Genomic DNA, 19704 nt, shown 5'->3' with positions numbered 1-19704 from the left:
TGTTTTATCAAAGGGGTCAATTGTTTGCTAACAATTCTAAAATAACGCAACCAAGTATTTATTACAAGTCCTTTATGAAACGGGTTGAACTATGACTAATATTATGGTCTAATATAAGTAAATAATTCTTAATTATTGCTAATTATTATTTATTAGTCATGATAATGCCTAGTTTTTAGCATGATACGCATAGTAATCATTAACAGTGGCTATTAATCAACACTAGTATTACATATTTGTTTTTTGATAATCGCAAAATAAGGCTGATAATCTGTAAGGAGTCACTAAATTTATGGTAATTATAAATACATTATTAATCCTTTGCCTGCTGGGCTCCAGTTGTTATGGCGCTTGGGATTTATATCTTGCTCTTAGGCGAAAAAATCCGCAAGCTCATTACTCAGAAGCGGTTACTCGTCGATTCTCTGATATGTATATCATTATTCCTGCCCTAAACGAAGAAAACACAATTAAGGAAACCATTAACCGCATTTTGAAATCAGTTGCTGCACTCAAAAAGATTAGCATTAGGATTACAGCCGTATTTATCGATGATGCTTCAGACGACCAAACCGGAAATATTTTAAAGGAATTTCAAGTGAATCAACATATCCATATTGTTTCACGAAAATTACCAAATGCTCGTAAAGGAAAGGGAATTGCTCTAAATAATGCATTGGAGTGGATCAATTCACAACACCCTAATCCCGATAAAACAATTATTGGTATTATTGATAGCGATAGTGAGCCCACCGGTAGATTATTAGCATCAGTACTTTGGGCATTTGAACATTCTCACTATGGCCTCATTCAAACCGGTGTTTTTATTAGTAACTGCCATTCATTTTTAACAATTATGCAGGCATTTGAGTTTGGTGTTATTAATTTAATTTCTCAAGTTTTACGTTGCGATTGGGGTTCAGCTATTGCTAGCGGGAACGGTCAGTTTATGACTTTAAGAATGACAAATGATGTCAAATGGCGGGGAGCGTTGCTTGACGATCTTGATTTTTCAATTAATGGACTCCTACGTGGCTATCAAGGTGGTTTTTTGCCGCAAACACTGATCCCGCAAGAGGGCGTAACTGGTTATCGAGCTTTTATCAAACAGCGAACTCGTTGGTGTCAAGGTGGGATGCAATGTCTTTTAAAGTATGGCAAAACAATTTTTTTCTGTAAATTAATTCGTACAAGACTGAAGGTTGACATTTTTGTTTTCCTATTCGCCCCATTTATTGCTTTATTTTTATTTTTAGGGTCACTTATTTCCTTGCCAATCTTGCTTGAACGTTTAATTAGATATCCACTAAATACTTTCTTAGTACTTAGCGTCTTTTTGACAATTAACTTTTTGATTTCTGCCACCATTGTTAACGCCGGCTTACGCTCTAATAATCGTAAATTGCGAATTCTCTTACAAAAAAATACTTTGCAAGTTATCTTTGGAAATCTATTTTATTTATGGGCCATGGCGCCAGTCCCTTACATTGCTTTTTACAGATTACTACGCGGCCAAAATGAATGGGTTAAAACTGCTCACCACGGAGGTGCAGTTAGTTGAAAAAGACATTTTTATGGGCGATCCATGTCAATCTTCTTATTTTGACTATTTTTTTCTTGGGGTGGCTTATTACGGCATCATGGACAAGTTATCTGCGTTTTGGACATCCAAGTGAAACGTATTTTTTCTGGGGTATTTACATCACCATTTTTATTGGTGTTTTAATCTGGATTTTAACAAGAAGGTTATCAAATCATTACGCTGGCTGGTTGGCATTAGTCCTGCTTGTCCTAACAATCCCTAAGATATTGGGTATTTTTTACTTTAAATTAATCCCCGCATCAGATATGTGGACTTACGAAACATTAGCCAACTTAAATGCAACCGGCGCAAGTTGGCCAACCCTTTATGCAAAAGGAATGCTTGATTTAGATAGTCTTTGGCCGCAGGTTTTACATATCGCAACTACTTTTGGTCTCATTTATCGACTTTTTCACGTTCACTTAGTCGTATTACAACTCTTAAACATCGCTGCGACCTTTCTTGATGCGCTACTTTTATATTATGTGATTAAACCGTTTGGTGGTTCCCGTGTCGGGATTGCTGCGGCTCTGATTTTTTATCTTACGCCGGCTTTTTATATTTACAGTGTCCTGATTGGGGCAGAACCCCTTTGGCTGTTGGCGGTACTCCTATCCTTTAAGTTTTTCAATGATTTATTATTGCCACGACTTCGCATCGGTCGGTTAAGATATTTAATGACAATCGTCGGCATTACCGGCTTTCTGTACTTGGCCCAATTGTTACGACCCATTATCATGATCATTGTTATCGCAATGATATTATATGGATTATTTTCATTTGGTCAATCAGAATCCGCACAGGCATGGTCAAGAAAGCAACGGCTGTTATCACTTTTGATAATCGCAATCAGTTTCATCACACTAACTCAATTTTCAACAAAAATTGATCAAGCTATCTATCGTGTGCCAATTTCCAATAGCATTGTTGGTATGAAATATACAGTCGCAACCGGTTCAAATTCAGCCACCAAAGGACAGTACGATCACAATATGATCCTCAAATTAGAGAAAATTAATCATTCACAAATTTCCGCACCAAACAAGTTTAATCAGATGGACGCCTATTTAGCCAAAAAAATTAAACACAACCTAGCCACCGTTATCAAAAACAGCAACCTCCCAAAATTTATCTTCACAAAATCACAAATTCTGCTTCAATCAGGTTATGGATTCCGGTTATTTTGGATTGATACACACCCAGTGACTCATAACCACATTCCAAGCCATATCAAATCAATTAGCAATAGTATCTCTGCAGCAAGCCAAATTGGAATCCAAGGACTTGCCTTTACCGTTGCGATTCTAGATTTAATTTATATGTGCTATTATGGTTCAAAATCAAAAAGGATCCATTTCCGAACATTAAATGGCCTCTTTTTCATGGAAATTTTGCTCATTGGACTATTTATAGCATCGTTGCTCGTCGAGGTTCAAGATCGCTATCAAGTTGCATTATATATTCCAATAATCGGAATTATCAGTAACGGGATATCTTTGTTGAATCAACCAGTAACCGATTTACCTAAGCTAGCATTATTAACAAACTTCGAGCAACCGCATAAAATAATTTCTCAGAGAAAAGCGCTATCCAATTTAAAACGCGAGCAACCATCAAAAACAAAATAGCATAAAGGGTGGCCGAAACAAATAGGTCTCTAGTGTCTATCTCATAATTTTCCTGTGATTATCTCGGAATAAAAAATTAGGTCCAGTCAAAGCTGATCAATGTCAGCTTTCAACTGGACCTAATTTTAGATTCTTTAATTTTTCAAACAAAAAGAGAACTCCTCCAACATTTAGTTGATCAGAGTTCCCTTTATTATGTGTTATATAAATATATAAAAATTGCAAACCTATGTGTTTGTACTATATTCTAACTTCTCTTGGTTTCACTTTCAACCCCTAATGACAAACTTGCGCTATCTTCTTCAGGTAAGTGATGAATGGCATGCTTTAAGAAAAGCGGTGCAATCAGCGTTGATAGGACAATTGTTAAAATCAAATCGGAATAATAGGCACCTGAAAGCAAACCAGACGAAAACCCAATTTGAGCTGTTATTAATCCCATTTCTCCACGCGAAATCATACCAGACCCAATCATATAACTACTGTGAATGTTAAACCCGCTCATCATTGCCCCTAATCCACAGCCGAATAACTTGCTGATACAAGCCAAAATGGTCAACACAACGACAAACCACGCCGACTCATCCAAATGCGTGAATGACATTTTTAGGCCAATCGTTACGAAAAACATTGGAACAAAAACCGCATACCCGATTGGTTCCATATGGTTTTCAATAACTGTCCGATACGGCGTGTGGGCGACTGCTATTCCAGCAAAGAATGCCCCAACTGCACCACTCAAGCCTACCGCATCTGCCAACCAGGCCATCCCCAAACAAACGACCATCGATGTAATTGTAATCCTCGAGGTCATTAATAAACGCTCACCAATTCGCATTAAAACTGGCACGATCCATTTGACTAATAAATAAGTTAATCCAAAAAAGGCCACTTGTTCCACAAATATTAATCCTAAATTAGTGGTATGGGGACTCGATCCAACATCTTTTGCTCCCATGACACTAATCATAATTGAAAGTAGGATAACACCGATAATATCGTCGGCAACTGCAGCACCTAAGATTGTCGCACCCTCCCTTGTATTAAGCGCATGATAATCTCTCAGAACCTCAACCGAAATTGAGACAGACGTTGCACTAAACACGACGCCAATAAAGATTGCTTCCAAAACGGAAAATGAAAAAGCCATCGAAGCAACACTAATCATCACAACAGGAAAAATAACGCCAATAACTGCAACAACAATTGCTGGTCGTAAATATTTTCTAAGCAACTTCAAATTGCTTTCAAGGCCACCAAGAAACATTAAGATAATCACACCAATTTGAGAAAATAGGTTGAGTGCCCCACTTGATTGGATCAGGTTAAAAACTCCAGGTCCAACCAACATCCCGACCAATATTTGGCCGATAACCGATGGCACACCAACCCTGTTAAATAGATGTCCAACAAGGGTCGTAAAAATTAAAAGTAAACATAAACTACCAATAAAAGCCATGTGATCGAGCCTCCTATTTTTCAAACAAAAAACGTCCTTTGAAATCAACTTGATCTCAAAGGACGTTTTCACGTGTTACCACCCAAACTTTGTAACAGTTTCACAACTATTACCTTATTATGTAAACTGTTAACTTTGTTTTCAGTTACATTAGTGCGATAATGGACGCTTCCAACGGATGCTCATCACTTGCATCCGTTCACTCAAAGGTTACTTTCACTGCAAAAACAATTAAGCCGTTTCCACTTGCCGACTCTCCCTGAAAATGTTAAGGCAATTACTTTCCTTATCATCGTTTTTTTCTAATATGATTAATTATTTCTAATCGTAATCTGGTTACACCACAATGTCAATAATCGAATAAGTCTTTCTTACCATCGCGATCGATCATCACATTTAATGCTGCGATTATACCAACTGCATCGGTCTCTAGAGATAACGATGGTAACTGATACTGACGGCGTTGAGTGACTTGTTCAGGTAAAAAGGGAATATGGATAAAGCCGGCCTTAATATTTGGAAATTCCTTATCTCTCATGTACTGGACTTGATACATAATATGGTTACAAACATATGTGCCGGCACTGTTAGAGATCGTACTGATGATTCCCCGGTTTCTTATCGCTGCAACCATTGCTTTGATGGGTAGTTGGGTAAAATACGCTGGTTGCCCATCCTGTTAAATCGGCTGGTTGATTCGACGAACCCCGGCATTATCAACCGTTTTCGCATCATCTAAGTTAATTACAATTCGCTCTGGTGTAATGCCATTTCTACCCCCAGCCTGACCAATATTAAGAACATAATCAGGTCCTTCCTGCTGAATCGCACGATGGACAACTTGAGCACAAACATTAAATTTAGTCGGAATTTCAAGCTTGATAATTTGGACCCCTTTTATCTCATTTGGTAATCGTTTGACGACTTCAAGAGCCGGATTAACCCAATCCGTGCCAAATGGATCAAATCCAGTCACTAAAATTTTCATGGCCACCGCCCTTTCTAAAGATATAATAGTTTCTATTCCAATAAATAAAGCAATTACTGCAAACAAAAAGGCACCCAAAGTTTCCGATTTAGTGAAATAATTGGAAACCTTAGGTGCCTTTTTCGCAAACTTGGATTAAGTTTCCATTTCTAGTTTGCGTTTTTTGATGTCTTAGCACTACTATTTGACAACTCGAATATCCTTGCTGCCATAATCTAAATGCCAACCTTTGGGTAATGAAACATGATTAAATTTACCAGTGTGCTTTTTAAAACTCAGGAGTTTATCACCCGATGATAATTTAGAGTCACTCTTAACGACTAACTTACCACCTAGATGAGCAGTTCCATTAATCTGGGCGTGACTATTAGAGTCCAATTCTAGAGTCCCCTGCTTTGCTTGGGTGTAATTTCCTTTAACTGTGACTGATTTAGAACTCAGTTGAAGTTTACCAGCATTTACTTTGATACCACCATTACCAAATGCCTGATTATTTTGAGCAACCAGTGAACCGCCGTCTACATTAGTTTCACCACGATAAGTGTTTTCACCGAGCAAAGTTAATTGGCCACTGCCTTGCTTAGTTAACCCACCATTACCAGAGATATTGTTCTTCCAGATATCATTTGCATTAAATCCACCCTTAGATGCATCCAACTTGACAACCGTATCTGTCAAGAATTTACCAAATCCATTTGCAGCAGCAAAAAGATTTAATCGTCCCCAGCCTTCAGTGTCATCACCCATTGGATAACCAGATGGTAATCCAGTTGTGTATAGGATTTCACGCCGTTGCGTATCAGACAAATATGGGAAACGGGTCTTCAGCAATACTTCCGCACCCTTAGGAACTACCATTGCTTTGGTCGTACTACCAACGGGCTTAAATCCATAAGTCAATCGATAAGTGTAATCTTTCAAATTCTTTTGATAATCACTAAACGAATCATCAGCGTTAGTATCCTTAGCCTTTGATAAGTTTGTTTGAGCGTTTTGATAGGCCTGCTCAATAAGCTGCTTATTAGCAGGGTCGTTCAAAGTTGCAGCTGTCATTGCTGTTCCTAAAACCCGACCGCCCATAACAGCCAGCGGCGAATGACGACCAGCAAGAACCCGGTCATAACCAACTTCTGACGAACGGGTAATTAATTGTTGAAAACGCTGAGGGAAAACATAAGCTAACGATTCACCCGTCTCAAAGGCAGCTGTTGTATGGCCACTCGGAAAGTCATAATCGTTGTCGGGTGCGGCAGCCATGACATTCTTAAGATAAGGATTGACTTTAACTTGATCACTCTGTCGATAGGGACGGGTAAATTTGATGTATGCTTTAGGTGTCCCGGTACTTGACCAATCAGATGCTTCATTTAAGTCAACCAACTTTACAACTGAACCCAGTTTAGAATTTTCATCAGCCCACTTCATTGAACTATAGGGTGAATTTGCTGGTAATGGCGATGTCGGAATCGTATTAAAGTCAGTTTGAGCACTTGCATCCTTAATGAAGGCAGGCGCGTATTGACCCAATCCGCTGATTAGGTTATATCGTAAATCACGGCGATCGGTCAAATACGAACGATTAACTTCATCTTGGGAAGCATCATTAGTAATCTTAATTGACTTATCTAAATTCTCTTTAAGAACATCGGCGTTCTTCTTGGTGCCATCAGGTGACCAATAACTTAGAAAGGTGTTATCAAAAATTGAAATTGCCGGATTAGTATCCGGCGTTGTATTTTGTTTAATATTCTTTTTGTATTGATCAATAAAGTAACCATAAGAAGCTTTTTGGGGTGCTAAAGCACTAGCCACACTTTTACTACTGTCAGCAGCTTGACTGGTATTTTGAGCGCCCAATAGTGCTGCGCCCGTTACTGAAAATACGAAGACACTCTTCAAAACTGTTTTCAAAACCGAACTTTGCTTACTACCCATCTTGAACCCTCCAAGTAAAATAATTACTACGAAATGCTTACCAGAATAACAATCAGAGCCAACACAGCAAACGCGATTTCCCAACCCATTTTGGGCGTCTTTCTAATCTCGTTGATCATCGTTGACATCATGTTTCACCGTCCTTCAAATCGACCCCTGATAACCATTCATCATCCACTTTTAGGATACCTAAACCTTGTAAATTACCCACTAATATTTTGTAAAAAGTCAGTAAATTTTACTCTTTAAAAATACCGTCAGTTATTGATCAATATCTCTAAACGTTGCTTTTGACATTGTCAAAATATCAATAAGGTGTCGGTTTGCAAAAATCATTAATATTGGATCGTGCTCTTTTCCTCGCGCCCGATAAATCAACACGGTTGCTTGCTTCGATGTTTCAAGCTGATGGGTTGTCTGCTTCAATGAAATTGGTTTGGAAACCATATGTAAAGACTTTTTGATAATCGATAACGAATCAGCTGTTAACTGATTTAATAACTGAAACTCATGAACTAATTTCCGCCCATTTTGTTTAATCTTATCCGGTCGACCAAGATCGCGCTCAACTGACTGGACTGAACTGCCAACTTTAATCCGATCTAATTGCTGAAATGAAACAATATCTCCACCATTTGCTTCAAAATGAACTTCGGATGTTGACCGCTTGGGTGTCTTACCACAACTGCTCAGAACAAAAACCAGCAATACACCTACCCCGATAAATAAGACTTTGAGCGTTTCTTTCATAATTAATCTCCTAACTTTTAGACCAACAATCGTCCTTTTTAGGGTATCTTTAATAAGGCGTCATCGTCAAATCCAAGTTATCATTTGCCCTATTATTTAGAACGTATGTTCTTAATATCAATTTTAAGAGCGTTATTCATAAAACGAAAGTTAGCATATACGATATGGATTTAAGTATTATAATTACAATTACGAAATATCAAAAGATTATATTAATTTTGTAAATCAAACAAAAAATGACTAGGAAAGATAACCCATACCATTTTTCTTCTCATCACAATGATCACTTGCAACAGAATAAAAAACTTAACGGTTCCACCTTGTCTTAGCCATTCGCCAATCACAATTTAAACGTAAAATCTAACCAGTGGGTAACAACTACTTACTGCCTTTATTGGGTCCCTTGTCTTTATCCTCCTCAATGACTTCTTCAGAATACAGTTTGTTTACCAATTCTGGATTAGCTTTACCTGGATTTAATTCAACAATCTTGCCACTTGCACTATAAACAATCCATTCGGCCAAATTCACAATATGATCGCCAATCCGTTCCAATAAACGAATGACCATCAAATAACTGGAACTGGCGGGCATTGTTTCGGAATTTGCTTCAACTGCTTTGGTGATTTCATCTCGAATCAGCAGGTATTCCTTATCGACGCCAACATCCTGTTCGGATAAGGCTCGAGCCGATTTTTCATCACTCTTGGAATAGGCATCCAGAGCTTTTTCCAGCATGTCTCGAACCTCATCGGTCATTTTACCGATCTCTTTTTCAACCCCGGGAATTCGCGGGGTCCCTTTCATTCGGATCGTCTCACGGGCAATACTAACCGCATGGTCCCCAATTCGTTCCAGATCAGAACTCGCTTTTAAAATACTAATGATGATTCGAAAATCAGTTGCCACCGGTTGCTGTAACGCAATTAAATTTAAAGCTTGTTTTTCAAGTTTCATTTCTTCACCATTGGTATTATTATCGGCTTCAATGACCTCTGCCGCCAATTTTTTATCATGATCAATAAATGCCTTGGTTGAGTAATAAATTTGCTCACTGATATTAAGACCCATTTCAACAAATCGACCATGCAATTTCTTTAATTCATCATCAAATAACTCTCTCATTGTAAGTCCTCCTGGCCAAACTTCCCATTCAAATAGTCACTCGTCTGCTCACTGTCTGGATTGATAAACATCTTTTCGGTTTTATCATATTCAACCAAATTTCCATTTAACAAAAATGCCGTTCGATCAGAGATTCGAGAGGCTTGCTGCATATTATGGGTCACGATAATGACCGTGTATTCATGTCGAATATTTAATAAGGTATCTTCAATCTTCGCACTGGAAATCGGATCCAGGGCACTTGTCGGCTCGTCCAATAAAACAACATCCGGCTGAACGGCTAAAACTCTGGCAACACAGATCCGTTGCTGCTGACCACCTGAGAACGAAAGCGCGTTGTCATATAAATGATCTTTAACTTCATCCCAAATAGCCGCTTGTTTCAAACTGGTTTCAATCCGATCGTCCAGAACATGTTTATCCCGTTCACCAGCCAACCTTAGCCCGTATGCGACGTTTTCATACACACTAAATGGGAAGGGATTGGGCTGTTGAAATACCATCCCCACCCGTTTTCTTAGTTTTACAATATCCACACCCGGTGCATAAATGTCTTGATCCTGTAGTTTAATACTGCCGGTAATTGTGACATTTGGAATCAAATCATTCATCCGGTTCAGGCAACGGAGATATGTAGACTTACCGCAACCCGATGGCCCGATTAATGCTGTGATTTCGTGTTCAGTAAAATCAAGATTGATCCCGTGCAAGGCTTCTTTTTCACCATAATATAAATGGACATCTTCACTTGTTATAATTTTTCCCATTGCCTGCACCTCTTATTAGCCAAAGTTTCCTGAAATGTAATCTTCAGTGGCTTTAATTTGTGGATTTGTAAATATTTTTTCTGTTCGGTCATACTCAAGAACATGGCCCATATGAAAGAACGCCGTGTAATCAGCAATTCGCGAAGCCTGTTGCATATTATGCGTCACAATAATAATGGAATAGTTTTTTCGGAGTTGTTGTAAAGTTTCTTCAATTTTTGCCGTTGAAATAGGATCCAAAGCACTGGCCGGTTCGTCCAACAGTAGAATATCCGGCTTCATTGCCACACAGCGGGCAATACACAATCGCTGGGCCTGCCCGCCAGATAGGGCTAACGCACTTTTATCAAGCTCATCTTTAACTTCATCCCAAAGTGCCGCAGCCTTTAAACTACTTTCGACCCGTTCTTCTAATTCAGTTTTATCTTTAATGCCATTTCGTTTCAGCGCAAAAGTGATATTTTCCCGAATTGATTTGGCAAATGGATTGGGGCGTTGAAAGACCATGCTAATGTGTTTACGAACTTCATAAACATTAATTTTCGGACTATTAATATCCATATCCCGATACATAATCTTGCCCTTAACAGTTGCAATCCGATCGTTCATTCGGTTTAAGCAACGCAAATAAGTTGATTTACCAGATCCTGAAGCTCCAATTAACGCCGTAATTCGGTACCGGGAAAACTGAAGACTGGCATCATGCATGGCGTGATTATCACCGTAAAAGACTTGCAGATTTTCAGTTGTCATTGCCTTCTCAATTGGAATATCAATAATGTGAGTTTTATCAAATGAGTAATCTTGCATAGCTAATCTCCTACTTTGTCGCCGTCATTTTTTTGTACATCCAGTTACCTAATAATCGTGCTGATAAGTTAAACAGTAAAATTACAATAATCAACACCGCTGATGTCCCACTTGAAATTGATAGTGCATCAGGGGTAACACCTTCTGTATTAACTTTCCAAATATGAACCGCCAATGTTTCAGCCGGTCGCATTGGGTTTAAAAAACTAGTGGTGCTCATTGGATTCCAGTTACTATAATTAACGATTGGTGCACTTTGCCCAGCAGTATAGATTAAGGCAGCGGCTTCACCAAACACTCGACCGGCACTCAAGATGATCCCCGTTAAGATACCGGGGACAGCAGCCGGTAACACAATCCCGGTAATTGTTTTCCAATGTGATAGTCCAAGTGATAAGCCCGCTTCACGTTGCAAGTCAGAAACATCCTCCAAAGATTCTTCAACACTTCTGGTTAAAAGGGGTAGATTGAAGAACGTTAATGCAATCGCACCGGCAAGAATTGAAAAGCCCATTCGAAACTGAATAACAAATAGTAGATATCCAAAGAGGCCAATAACCACAGAAGGTAACGAACTTAAAACTTCAATCGCGGTTCGAATTAACCCGGTAAGCCAATTGTTTGGTGCATATTCGGAAAGATAAATCCCAGAGCCCAACGCAATTGGAAACGAAATAATTAACGTTAAGACCAACAGATACAGGGAATTAAAAAGTTGGTCACGAATCCCACCGCCAGCACGAAACGATTGGGCTGCCGATGTTAGAAAGTGCCATGAGACATGAGGAAGTCCAGTTATCAGAATATAACCCAGCAAAAAGATTAAGATACCAACGACCGCAGCTACCAGCACATAAATAATACCGGTTGCGATGTTGTTTGTCGTTTTGCTATTCATTTCTTTAAGCTACCTCGCTTTCCGATAAACCGAACTAAGATGTTAAATACCAGGGACATCAACAGCAGAATCAATGCTAATGACCATAGTGCATTGTTTGGTAAAGTTCCCATTGTTGTGTTTCCAATTCCAGTCGTTAACTGACTCGTTAACGTTGAAGATGGCGTTAACAAACCATGGGGCATCAGAACCGCATTTCCAATAACCATTTGAACAGCTAATGCTTCACCAAATGCCCGGGCCATCCCGAAAATAATGGCAGTCATAATCCCCGGAGTAGCAGCTCTCAGCACAACCTTATAAATTGTTTGCCACCTTGTTGCTCCCAGTGCAAGGGACGCGGATCGGTAGTACATTGGTACTGCCTTGATACTATCAATGGATAATGAGGTAATGGTTGGCAATACCATTACAAACAACACAACTACTCCGGCTAAAATACCAAAACCGGTACCACCGAATGTGTGTCGAATTAATGGCACGATCACTGACAAGCCAATAAACCCATAAACAACCGACGGAATACCGACCAGTAATTCAATTACCGGTTGAAGGACTTTCGTACCTCGCTTTGGTGCAATTTCAGTCATAAATAATGCAACTCCAAGGGCAAACGGTGTTGCAACCAAAGCCGACAAGACCGTCACACTGAAGGACGTCACGATCATTGGTAATGCCCCAATTTGCGGCTGACCATGCGAATCCAACACACCTGGATTCCAATTTTTTTCTATCAAAAACTTCCATAAACTAACGTGGTTTTCGGTGAAAGTTGCCAATCCACGAGTCGTAATAAAGTACAAAATCGATAGTACCAGTAGACCAACAAAGGTGATGCAAAGATAGCTAAGCGCTTTACCAAAGTAATCTTGGTGGGTTGCTCTGGAAGAACTTTGAAGTTCCTGCTTAATCTCATCCATACTGAACCTCCTCAAAAAAATAATAGGGTAAACCTCAGGAAGGCTGGGGCAAATGTGGATTTGCCGCCAGCCTCCAGAGTAAAAAATTAGTTAAGTTAATATATTTCAAATTTGAAACGGAAATCTTTTAAAATGCAAGCTGTCAGCTGCTAGATGAACGATTCTCAATAGTTATTATTTAGTAGTAACCGCACCACTGGCATTCTTTTGAACTTTCATATCATGAATACTGATGTAACCTAATTTTTGAACCAAGCTGTCCTGAACTTTACTTGAATCCATATAATTTAAGAACTTCTTAGCTGCAGCATTTGGTTGACCCTTTGTATACATATGTTCATATGACCAGATCTTCCATTTATTGTTTTCAACGTTTTGATCAGTTGGGGCAACGTGATTAATTGAAGGTGCTTGAATCTTGCTGTTAACATAAGAGAAGGCAAGGTAGCTAATAGTTCCTGGGGTACTTGCCACAATCTTTTGAACAGTTCCATTTGAATCTTGTTCCTGAGTCTTAATGGCCTTGGCACCTTCAAGAACTGCACCTTCAAATGTTGCTCGAGTACCACTTCCTTGAACCCGGTTCACAACATTGATCTTTTGATCCTTACCGCCAACTTCTTTCCAGTTCTTAATCTTTCCAGTAAAGATTCCCTTTAATTGCGCCATTGATAAGTTCTTAATACCAACACCTTTATTTACAACTGGTGTCATTCCGACAACGGCAACTTGATGATCAACTAACTTCTTAGCTTTAATTCCGGCTTGTTGTTCGGCAAAAATATCTGAATTTCCGATTGTAACGGCACCTTCCTGAACTTGACTAAGACCAGTTCCGGAACCACCACCTTGCACGGAGATGTTAACTTTCTTATTTGCTTTTTGGTAATCACTGGCAGCTTGTTCAACCAATGGCTGTAAAGCAGTTGAACCAACAGCCGTAATTTTGACATTTGAATCTGCTGACGTACTCTTTGACGATTTTGAACTGCTAGATCCACACCCAGTAAGTAAAACCCCCAACGCTGATAAAGCGACAATTGTTGAAAATAAGGATCGTTTTTTCATAATCCGATTTCCTCCTAATGAAAACCAAGTTTTTTAGTACTGTTTTAGTACAGTTTTAATATATCAACGTCATGTAAAAATCGAGTTTCGTTTATGTAAAAGTAACGTAAATATCGCCGATTCATGTCAAAAGTATGGCATAACTTAAGATGTAAACAATTTTATTTAAAATGGAGGAAAAACCGGATGCCATTGGAAATTTTATTAATTAGCCAAAATTTACAACTCGCAAGTCAACTTGAAAAATTATTAGATTCCTTTAATATCACCACCCGGGTATCGTTCGACCCACTTGACCATTTACTACAACAGGTTTCCGGAGTCGTCTGGGATCTTAATACGACTTCCCTACCAACAAATTCCTCTGAACTACAGATTTTAAGAAACCAAATTACGGGTCCTATCTTACTGTTGGATCAAAATACTGAACCAATTGATACAATTTGTTCCTATTTCCTTAACTATCATCTGGACGATTATATTCAGTCGTCTTCACTAAAAGAAATTGTTGCCAGAACTGTTCAGAAAATCTGGGTTTACCAGAATAAAGACCGTTTACAGATTAACCAGCAGGGACAGACTGATCCCGATTTGAAAGTCGGTCATTTAAAAATCAATTTAGACAAAATTCAGGTTAACAGCGGCAACGTGAGACTGAATCTAAGTCCCATTGAATATAAATTACTTCTATTCTTTGTTAGTCACTCAAACACTGTATTAAGTCGCACCCAAATTGCTTCAGCAGTTTGGGGAAATACAACTGGGGCCACCCTGCGAATTATTGATACGCATATTAGTAATTTACGAAAAAAGATTGAAACCGAGCCTAAAAATCCGCAGATGCTAAGAACCATCCGCGGATTCGGTTATTTATTCAAATATGAAAATCAAGGTGCTAAGATAAGTGGCAAGAACTAATTCTTTATGCAAGGAGAGAAACGATGCAAACTGCCACTGATATTTTCCGAAAAATCCAAACCGATCCTCAAAATCAAACCTTCACAGAAAAGGGAATTTTACCACTCTACCATATTGTTCCTGACGCTCAAATTTTAATTATTAGTCAGGCACCAAGTCGTAAAGCCCAAGAATCAATGATTTTTTGGAACGACCCCAGTGGTGATCGGCTTCGAGAATGGATGGGTGTCAGTAAGGACGAATTTTATCGGTCGGGTAAAATTGCAGTCATGCCACTTGATTTCTATTACCCAGGTAAAGGGGCTCATGGTGATCTACCACCTCGAAAGGGATTCGCTGACAAATGGCATCAACCACTTTTGGCATTAATGCCCCAGATTCAATTAACGTTATTAATTGGTCAATATGCTCAGAAATATTATTTAAAGCGGCAACGGCAAAAAAACTTAACTGAAACCGTTCGCCACTTCGATCAATATTTACCAAAATATTTTCCATTGGTTCATCCATCACCATTAAACTATGGTTGGCTGAAACAACACCCTTGGTTCAAAGAGACGGTCGTGCCAGAACTACAAACAAAGGTGGCCGCCATCTTTCATGACTAAAACAGCCACACTTCTCCGGTTACTTAAAACCGGCTATTTAACAATCATTGGAACCAATCTAGTTGGCATTTATCTCCATGGTTCTTATGTCATGCATGCCTATAACGAGTCAGTCAGTGATCTTGATTACATTGTAGTAGTTAGGCAACCGCTTTCATTTTCGACCAAATCTCAATTACTTGCTTATACAGTCAATCAACTTTGGCCACTTTCACCAAAAAAAGGATTAGAATTTCATGTCTTATTGTTAAAAGATACCCACCATTTCGTCGACCCGTTACCTTTCGACCTACATTTTTCACAAATGCATTACCAGGAATACTTAATGAATAACACGGAATATATTTCAAAAATGCAGGGTGTCGATCCGGATTTAGCAGCCCACCTGACAATTATTAATCATTTTGGTCAAGTCTTGATTGGTCCACCAGTCAAGACGGTTTTTAGCCCGGTTCCCGAAGCTGTTTATTGGCAGAGTATTTTGTTTGATATCAACGATGCTGAAAGAGAAATTGTTAATCAGCCGATGTATGTGATTCTAAATCTTTGCCGGGCATTGGCCTTTAAGAATGACCACTTAATCACATCCAAATTATCTGGCGGTCAGTGGGCGCTTACCCATCTCTCAAACACAAAGTATCAATTAATTAACGCCGCAATATCGGATTATACCGGAACGGGAGCTTCAAAGGCATTAACATGTTACTCAAGTCGTGAATTGCAGGATCTTGCCAATCATATGTTAAAACTAATTAGACAGTAGCGAACACGAGTTCGATGATATTCGATAATTATCAAAGAACAAAGAATACCCCATTAGTGGATTTAACTAAGGTTTGTTAACTACTTCTACCGCTGAGCAGCCATTTGAGTCAGGCAAAAATCAACAAACTGGTTGCCGTAAGCTTTTGCAACCTCATTCTGCCAATTGTTTAGAGCAGATTCTTTTACTAACATTGGTTCAATCCACTGATTAGTTGGCAATAATTTTAGCAAATGATGCTTTGTGAATTGTGAAAACAACAGATTCTCACCAAAATAAACCGCTAACCGGGATTGAAACTTCGGAACAATCACTTTTTCCAATAAATGATTTGCATTATTCCGATCACCAATCATTAGGGGTGCTTGGATAAAATCGGTTTGTAAATCAAACGGGAGCTCTTTATGTGCCTCAAAAATATCAGGTTTCATTTGAATAAACCAAATAAGTTGATGTCGTTCCAACTCTTTTAATAACTTAAGCGCAGCAATATCTCCCGCCGTTAGTTCAAACTGATTAACCGCTATTTCTCGGCTGGTCAACTGACTGCTAACTAAATGAGTTAATTGTTCAAAATTACCCGGGTCTTGCCATAACACTTCACTTTGCTCAGCATTTCTCAACCATCCATGATGCGTTGCTACCCGCAATGTCAGCCAGATAGTCCGATTGTTAGATATTCTTTTCCTTAGTAACCAATAGGAACTCGCTGTTGACCGGGCATAATTTCCTGCACTTAAGGTCATCCCCGCTGGAAGTGCCGCTTGAACAGCTCGCGCAAGCTTATCATGATAACCTGGTTTGCTGGTAAATTCATATATGTGTTGAGTTGTGCGTAATTTAGCCAAATAAATCCCTTCAATATTGTGATTACCACAATTGTAGCATAGGAATTTTGGATTTAATGAACAATCACATCTACCTACAAACAGTATTCCAAAAGAGAGTGGGACGAACGGCGGTTAACTTCCAGAGCGTAATCGGATTATCCGAATATTCTGGGCTTGAATGTTTGGATAATTCGGTTACGCGCAGGAAGTTGCCTTTTGGCGCACGTTTTCTCTCGGTAATAATCGTGATTACACAAATGGGGCTGGGACAAAATTACTTTTGTCCCAGCCCCTTTCATCTCGACTTTCTATTCATTACGATTATTATTCAGTGAAAATGCCGGAAAGATCATTTCTAGCCATGCAACCGAGGGATACATCTACTCATTTTTATTTTAGCCGTAAATTACCATTTAGGTCATTAGTCTTCATTCTTTATTCGATAGTCATAAAACAAAGGATGAAGCACCCAATTTTAGTCGACGGCTAAACCGCTTAAACAATTGTCCTTTTCAAACATTTTCTTTAGCATCTAAGAACTCACGAATCGTACTTGATGGAATTGATTTAATTGCCGGCCCACCAATTTGGTGTAAATAGATTAAGTTTAAGTGGCCATCTCGATTTTTCTTATCGTTTTTAATCTTGTCAAAGACTGCCGGTGAATCGAGCAATGATGAACTGGTCGGCAACCCGACGGCTTCTAAACGATCAGTTAGCTTTTGGGTTAACCCGGCTTGTGATAATCCTTTTTCTTCAAAAATCCGGGTTAAAGCAACCATGCCAATGCTTACTGCTTCACCATGACGTAAATCACCGTCAGCTAAGGCTTCAACAGCGTGCCCAATGGTATGACCAAAGTTCAGTAATTGACGAAGTCCACCTTCTTTTTCATCTCCCATCACAATATTGGCTTTGTACTGAACAGAATGCATACTTAGTTCAGGCGCATATTTCAAAATGTCTTCAGGTGTTTCAATTGATTCAATTAATTTCCATAAATCACCATCAGACAAGGCACCAACCTTAACAATTTCACCATATCCCTCTACCAAATCCCGCTTTGTCAGTGTTGTTAAAGTTTCTGGATCGATAATAACTAAATCGGGTTGGTAAAATGCTCCAATAATATTCTTAGTGGTATCTAAATCAACAGCCGTTTTACCACCAACTGAGCTATCGACTTGAGCTAACAATGATGTTGGCATCTGAATCAGACTAATCCCACGCATGTAGGTGGCTGCTAACAGCCCAGCCAAATCACCAGTCACACCACCGCCCAAAGCGATGACACCATCATCACGGTTAAAGCCATCAGCGGCCATTTGACGAGTTAAGTTTGCCAACACTTCAAGCGACTTGGATTCCTCCCCCGCTGGAAATTGGTAATTATGAACCGTAAATCCAACTCGAACTAACGCATCAGCAACCTTACTTTGGTAAAGCGGTGCCACGTTACTATCACTAACCAAGGCGATTTTGCGCTCGGACCAAACACTGGAGACCAGCTGCCCGGTACAATTTAAAAGGCCAGCCTGAATTTCAACATTGTACGAATGATCCGGTAAATCTACTTTGATAATCTTCATAAAGTAACCTCACTTTTTTCTTCGTTAGGCGTCGTAATTAATTGACGGATTGCAAATGCTTTAGCTGCCATTTGCCGATATTCATCAGGTTTGAGTGCTTGGGCACCATCAGAAAAAGCATGAGCCGGATCATCGTGAATTTCAACCACCAAGCCACTAGCACCAATTGCAACCCCAGCCAAAGCTTCAGGTACGACAAATTCTGTATGACCGGCGGCATGACTAGGATCTACAATGACAGGATAGTGAGTCAACTTTTGCAAAACTGGTACAGCACCTAAATCCAATGTGTTTCGCGTGTATTTATTATCAAAGGTCCGAATGCCACGTTCTGTAATCATGATTTGGTGATTACCGCCTGCGGCAATGTATTCCGCAGCATTTAAAATATCATCAATTGTTGCTGACATCCCTCGCTTCAGCATTACTGGAATATTTGTTTTGCCGACTGCTTTGAGTAGCGAGAAGTTCTGCATATTTCGAGCACCAATTTGAAAAATATCCGTGTAACGCGCAATCATATCAACGTGATCTTGATCCATGACTTCAGTTAATACGTCCATATCATAAGCATCAGCGGCGGCCCTTAAGTATTTCAGTCCATCTTCACCCAACCCTTGGAATGAGTATGGTGAGGTCCGTGGCTTAAATGCGCCACCCCGTAAAATAGTGGCACCACCACTTTTTGCGACCTTTGCCATTTTCATGACATGTTCTGCTGATTCAACGGAACACGGCCCCGCCATCATCGTAAAATGGGCACCACCAATTTGACTATGCTTGGTTGTAATAACTGTATCCTCAGGGTGAAATAATCGACTGCCTTGAACAGCAGCCGGCACATTATCTATGATCGCATCAGCAGCGATTTTCTCGTCCTGAGTTAAATCAGTCTCGGAAATCCCTTGAATCGCAACTCGGTTATGATGGACAAACACTTCATGAGTTCCTTCAAATCTGTTCCTAATTTCGTCAATAATTGTCATCTGGTTGTCTTTAATTACAATAATCATGATATCATCCTCATTTCTTAGAATTCAAAGTTAACGCTTATCAAAGTATAAAA

At 39.3% G+C, this 19704-nt stretch carries 17 protein-coding genes, 1 pseudogene and 1 other annotated feature; of the genes and pseudogenes, 5 read left to right on the top strand and 13 right to left on the bottom strand.

Annotated features, from left to right (window positions below):
• Positions 1-292: 292 nt before the first annotated feature.
• Both FC85_RS00670 and FC85_RS00665 read left to right on the top strand, forming a co-directional pair.
• Positions 293-1561: a glycosyltransferase gene (locus tag FC85_RS00670; protein WP_083484834.1), complete on the top strand. Its 1269-nt coding sequence runs from the start codon at positions 293-295 to the stop codon at positions 1559-1561.
• Positions 1558-3210 carry a hypothetical protein gene (locus FC85_RS00665; protein ID WP_057863649.1) on the top strand — a complete coding sequence of 551 codons (1653 nt, stop codon included), beginning with the start codon at positions 1558-1560 and terminating at the stop codon, positions 3208-3210. Before FC85_RS00670 ends, FC85_RS00665 begins: the two co-directional genes overlap by 4 nt.
• Positions 3211-3457: 247 nt before the next feature.
• Here the strand turns inward: FC85_RS00665 and FC85_RS00660 are convergent, their stop codons facing one another.
• From FC85_RS00660 to FC85_RS00615, 10 genes and pseudogenes are all read right to left on the bottom strand, one after another.
• On the bottom strand, positions 3458-4669 hold the full coding sequence (locus tag FC85_RS00660) for a cation:proton antiporter (RefSeq protein ID WP_057863648.1): 1212 nt from the start codon (positions 4667-4669) through the stop codon (positions 3458-3460).
• 55 nt (positions 4670-4724) lie between these two features.
• Positions 4725-4971, bottom strand: a binding site (T-box leader).
• A 47-nt stretch (positions 4972-5018) separates the two neighbouring features.
• A pseudogene (gene pcp, locus FC85_RS00655) lies at positions 5019-5657 on the bottom strand (pyroglutamyl-peptidase I).
• A 180-nt stretch (positions 5658-5837) separates the two neighbouring features.
• A complete protein-coding gene (locus tag FC85_RS00650) occupies positions 5838-7592 on the bottom strand; it encodes a phosphatase PAP2 family protein (RefSeq protein ID WP_057863647.1) in 1755 nt (584 codons plus the stop codon).
• 261 nt (positions 7593-7853) lie between these two features.
• On the bottom strand, positions 7854-8342 hold the full coding sequence (locus tag FC85_RS00645; protein WP_057863646.1) for a hypothetical protein: 489 nt from the start codon (positions 8340-8342) through the stop codon (positions 7854-7856).
• A gap of 378 nt (positions 8343-8720) precedes the next feature.
• Positions 8721-9467 (bottom strand): phosphate signaling complex protein PhoU, encoded by a 747-nt coding sequence (gene phoU / locus FC85_RS00640; RefSeq protein WP_057863645.1) that lies wholly within the window; start codon positions 9465-9467, stop codon positions 8721-8723.
• Entirely contained in the window at positions 9464-10234 is a 771-nt protein-coding gene (pstB, locus tag FC85_RS00635) for a phosphate ABC transporter ATP-binding protein PstB (RefSeq protein ID WP_057863644.1), read from the bottom strand. The genes phoU and pstB (FC85_RS00635) overlap by 4 nt, the downstream gene beginning before the upstream one ends.
• 15 nt (positions 10235-10249) lie before the next feature.
• Positions 10250-11044: a phosphate ABC transporter ATP-binding protein PstB gene (gene pstB, locus FC85_RS00630; protein ID WP_057863643.1), complete on the bottom strand. Its 795-nt coding sequence runs from the start codon at positions 11042-11044 to the stop codon at positions 10250-10252.
• A 10-nt stretch (positions 11045-11054) separates the two neighbouring features.
• Entirely contained in the window at positions 11055-11942 is an 888-nt protein-coding gene (pstA, locus tag FC85_RS00625) for a phosphate ABC transporter permease PstA (protein ID WP_057863642.1), read from the bottom strand.
• Positions 11939-12862, bottom strand: a complete 924-nt coding sequence (gene pstC, locus FC85_RS00620) for a phosphate ABC transporter permease subunit PstC (protein WP_057863641.1) — start codon at positions 12860-12862, stop codon at positions 11939-11941. The genes pstA and pstC overlap by 4 nt, the downstream gene beginning before the upstream one ends.
• Positions 12863-13036: 174 nt before the next feature.
• Positions 13037-13930: a phosphate ABC transporter substrate-binding protein PstS family protein gene (locus FC85_RS00615; protein WP_057863640.1), complete on the bottom strand. Its 894-nt coding sequence runs from the start codon at positions 13928-13930 to the stop codon at positions 13037-13039.
• A 186-nt stretch (positions 13931-14116) separates the two neighbouring features.
• Here FC85_RS00615 and FC85_RS00610 point away from each other — a divergent pair, with 186 nt between their 5' ends.
• The 3 genes from FC85_RS00610 to FC85_RS00600 are packed head-to-tail and all read left to right on the top strand — an operon-like array spanning position 14117 to position 16219.
• Positions 14117-14848: a winged helix-turn-helix domain-containing protein gene (locus tag FC85_RS00610; RefSeq protein ID WP_057863639.1), complete on the top strand. Its 732-nt coding sequence runs from the start codon at positions 14117-14119 to the stop codon at positions 14846-14848.
• 23 nt (positions 14849-14871) lie between these two features.
• On the top strand, positions 14872-15456 hold the full coding sequence (locus tag FC85_RS00605; protein ID WP_057863638.1) for a uracil-DNA glycosylase family protein: 585 nt from the start codon (positions 14872-14874) through the stop codon (positions 15454-15456).
• Positions 15449-16219 carry an aminoglycoside adenylyltransferase domain-containing protein gene (locus tag FC85_RS00600; RefSeq protein WP_057863637.1) on the top strand — a complete coding sequence of 257 codons (771 nt, stop codon included), beginning with the start codon at positions 15449-15451 and terminating at the stop codon, positions 16217-16219. Before FC85_RS00605 ends, FC85_RS00600 begins: the two co-directional genes overlap by 8 nt.
• Before the next feature lie 86 nt (positions 16220-16305).
• Here FC85_RS00600 and FC85_RS00595 read toward each other — a convergent pair whose 3' ends face one another.
• From FC85_RS00595 to aroF, 3 genes are all read right to left on the bottom strand, one after another.
• A complete protein-coding gene (locus FC85_RS00595) occupies positions 16306-17067 on the bottom strand; it encodes a hypothetical protein (RefSeq protein WP_057863636.1) in 762 nt (253 codons plus the stop codon).
• 494 nt (positions 17068-17561) lie between these two features.
• A complete protein-coding gene (gene aroB / locus FC85_RS00590; RefSeq protein ID WP_057863635.1) occupies positions 17562-18638 on the bottom strand; it encodes a 3-dehydroquinate synthase in 1077 nt (358 codons plus the stop codon).
• The gene (gene aroF, locus FC85_RS00585; RefSeq protein ID WP_057863634.1) at positions 18635-19651 is read right to left on the bottom strand and encodes a 3-deoxy-7-phosphoheptulonate synthase; all 1017 of its coding nucleotides are present in this window, start codon (positions 19649-19651) and stop codon (positions 18635-18637) included. Before aroF ends, aroB begins: the two co-directional genes overlap by 4 nt.
• Between the last annotated feature and the right edge of the window lie 53 nt (positions 19652-19704).

It is taken from the genome of Lentilactobacillus diolivorans DSM 14421 (assembly GCF_001434255.1).
GTDB lineage: Bacteria > Bacillota > Bacilli > Lactobacillales > Lactobacillaceae > Lentilactobacillus > Lentilactobacillus diolivorans.
This window is presented reverse-complemented; position numbering and strand designations above follow the sequence as displayed.

Excerpts from the sequence above, each read along its gene's own strand:
- FC85_RS00615 (WP_057863640.1), bottom strand. The coding sequence starts at position 13,930 with ATGAAAAAACGATCCTTATTTTCAACAATTGTCGCTTTATCAGCGTTG.
- FC85_RS00600 (WP_057863637.1), top strand. The coding sequence starts at position 15,449 with ATGACTAAAACAGCCACACTTCTCCGGTTACTTAAAACCGGCTATTTA.
- FC85_RS00650 (WP_057863647.1), bottom strand. The coding sequence starts at position 7,592 with ATGGGTAGTAAGCAAAGTTCGGTTTTGAAAACAGTTTTGAAGAGTGTC.
- pstA (WP_057863642.1), bottom strand. The coding sequence starts at position 11,942 with ATGAATAGCAAAACGACAAACAACATCGCAACCGGTATTATTTATGTG.
- pstB (WP_057863644.1), bottom strand. The coding sequence starts at position 10,234 with ATGGGAAAAATTATAACAAGTGAAGATGTCCATTTATATTATGGTGAA.
- FC85_RS00645 (WP_057863646.1), bottom strand. The coding sequence starts at position 8,342 with ATGAAAGAAACGCTCAAAGTCTTATTTATCGGGGTAGGTGTATTGCTG.
- pstC (WP_057863641.1), bottom strand. The coding sequence starts at position 12,862 with ATGGATGAGATTAAGCAGGAACTTCAAAGTTCTTCCAGAGCAACCCAC.
- aroB (WP_057863635.1), bottom strand. The coding sequence starts at position 18,638 with ATGAAGATTATCAAAGTAGATTTACCGGATCATTCGTACAATGTTGAA.
- FC85_RS00610 (WP_057863639.1), top strand. The coding sequence starts at position 14,117 with ATGCCATTGGAAATTTTATTAATTAGCCAAAATTTACAACTCGCAAGT.
- aroF (WP_057863634.1), bottom strand. The coding sequence starts at position 19,651 with ATGATTATTGTAATTAAAGACAACCAGATGACAATTATTGACGAAATT.
- pstB (WP_057863643.1), bottom strand. The coding sequence starts at position 11,044 with ATGCAAGATTACTCATTTGATAAAACTCACATTATTGATATTCCAATT.
- FC85_RS00670 (WP_083484834.1), top strand. The coding sequence starts at position 293 with ATGGTAATTATAAATACATTATTAATCCTTTGCCTGCTGGGCTCCAGT.
- phoU (WP_057863645.1), bottom strand. The coding sequence starts at position 9,467 with ATGAGAGAGTTATTTGATGATGAATTAAAGAAATTGCATGGTCGATTT.
- FC85_RS00605 (WP_057863638.1), top strand. The coding sequence starts at position 14,872 with ATGCAAACTGCCACTGATATTTTCCGAAAAATCCAAACCGATCCTCAA.
- FC85_RS00660 (WP_057863648.1), bottom strand. The coding sequence starts at position 4,669 with ATGGCTTTTATTGGTAGTTTATGTTTACTTTTAATTTTTACGACCCTT.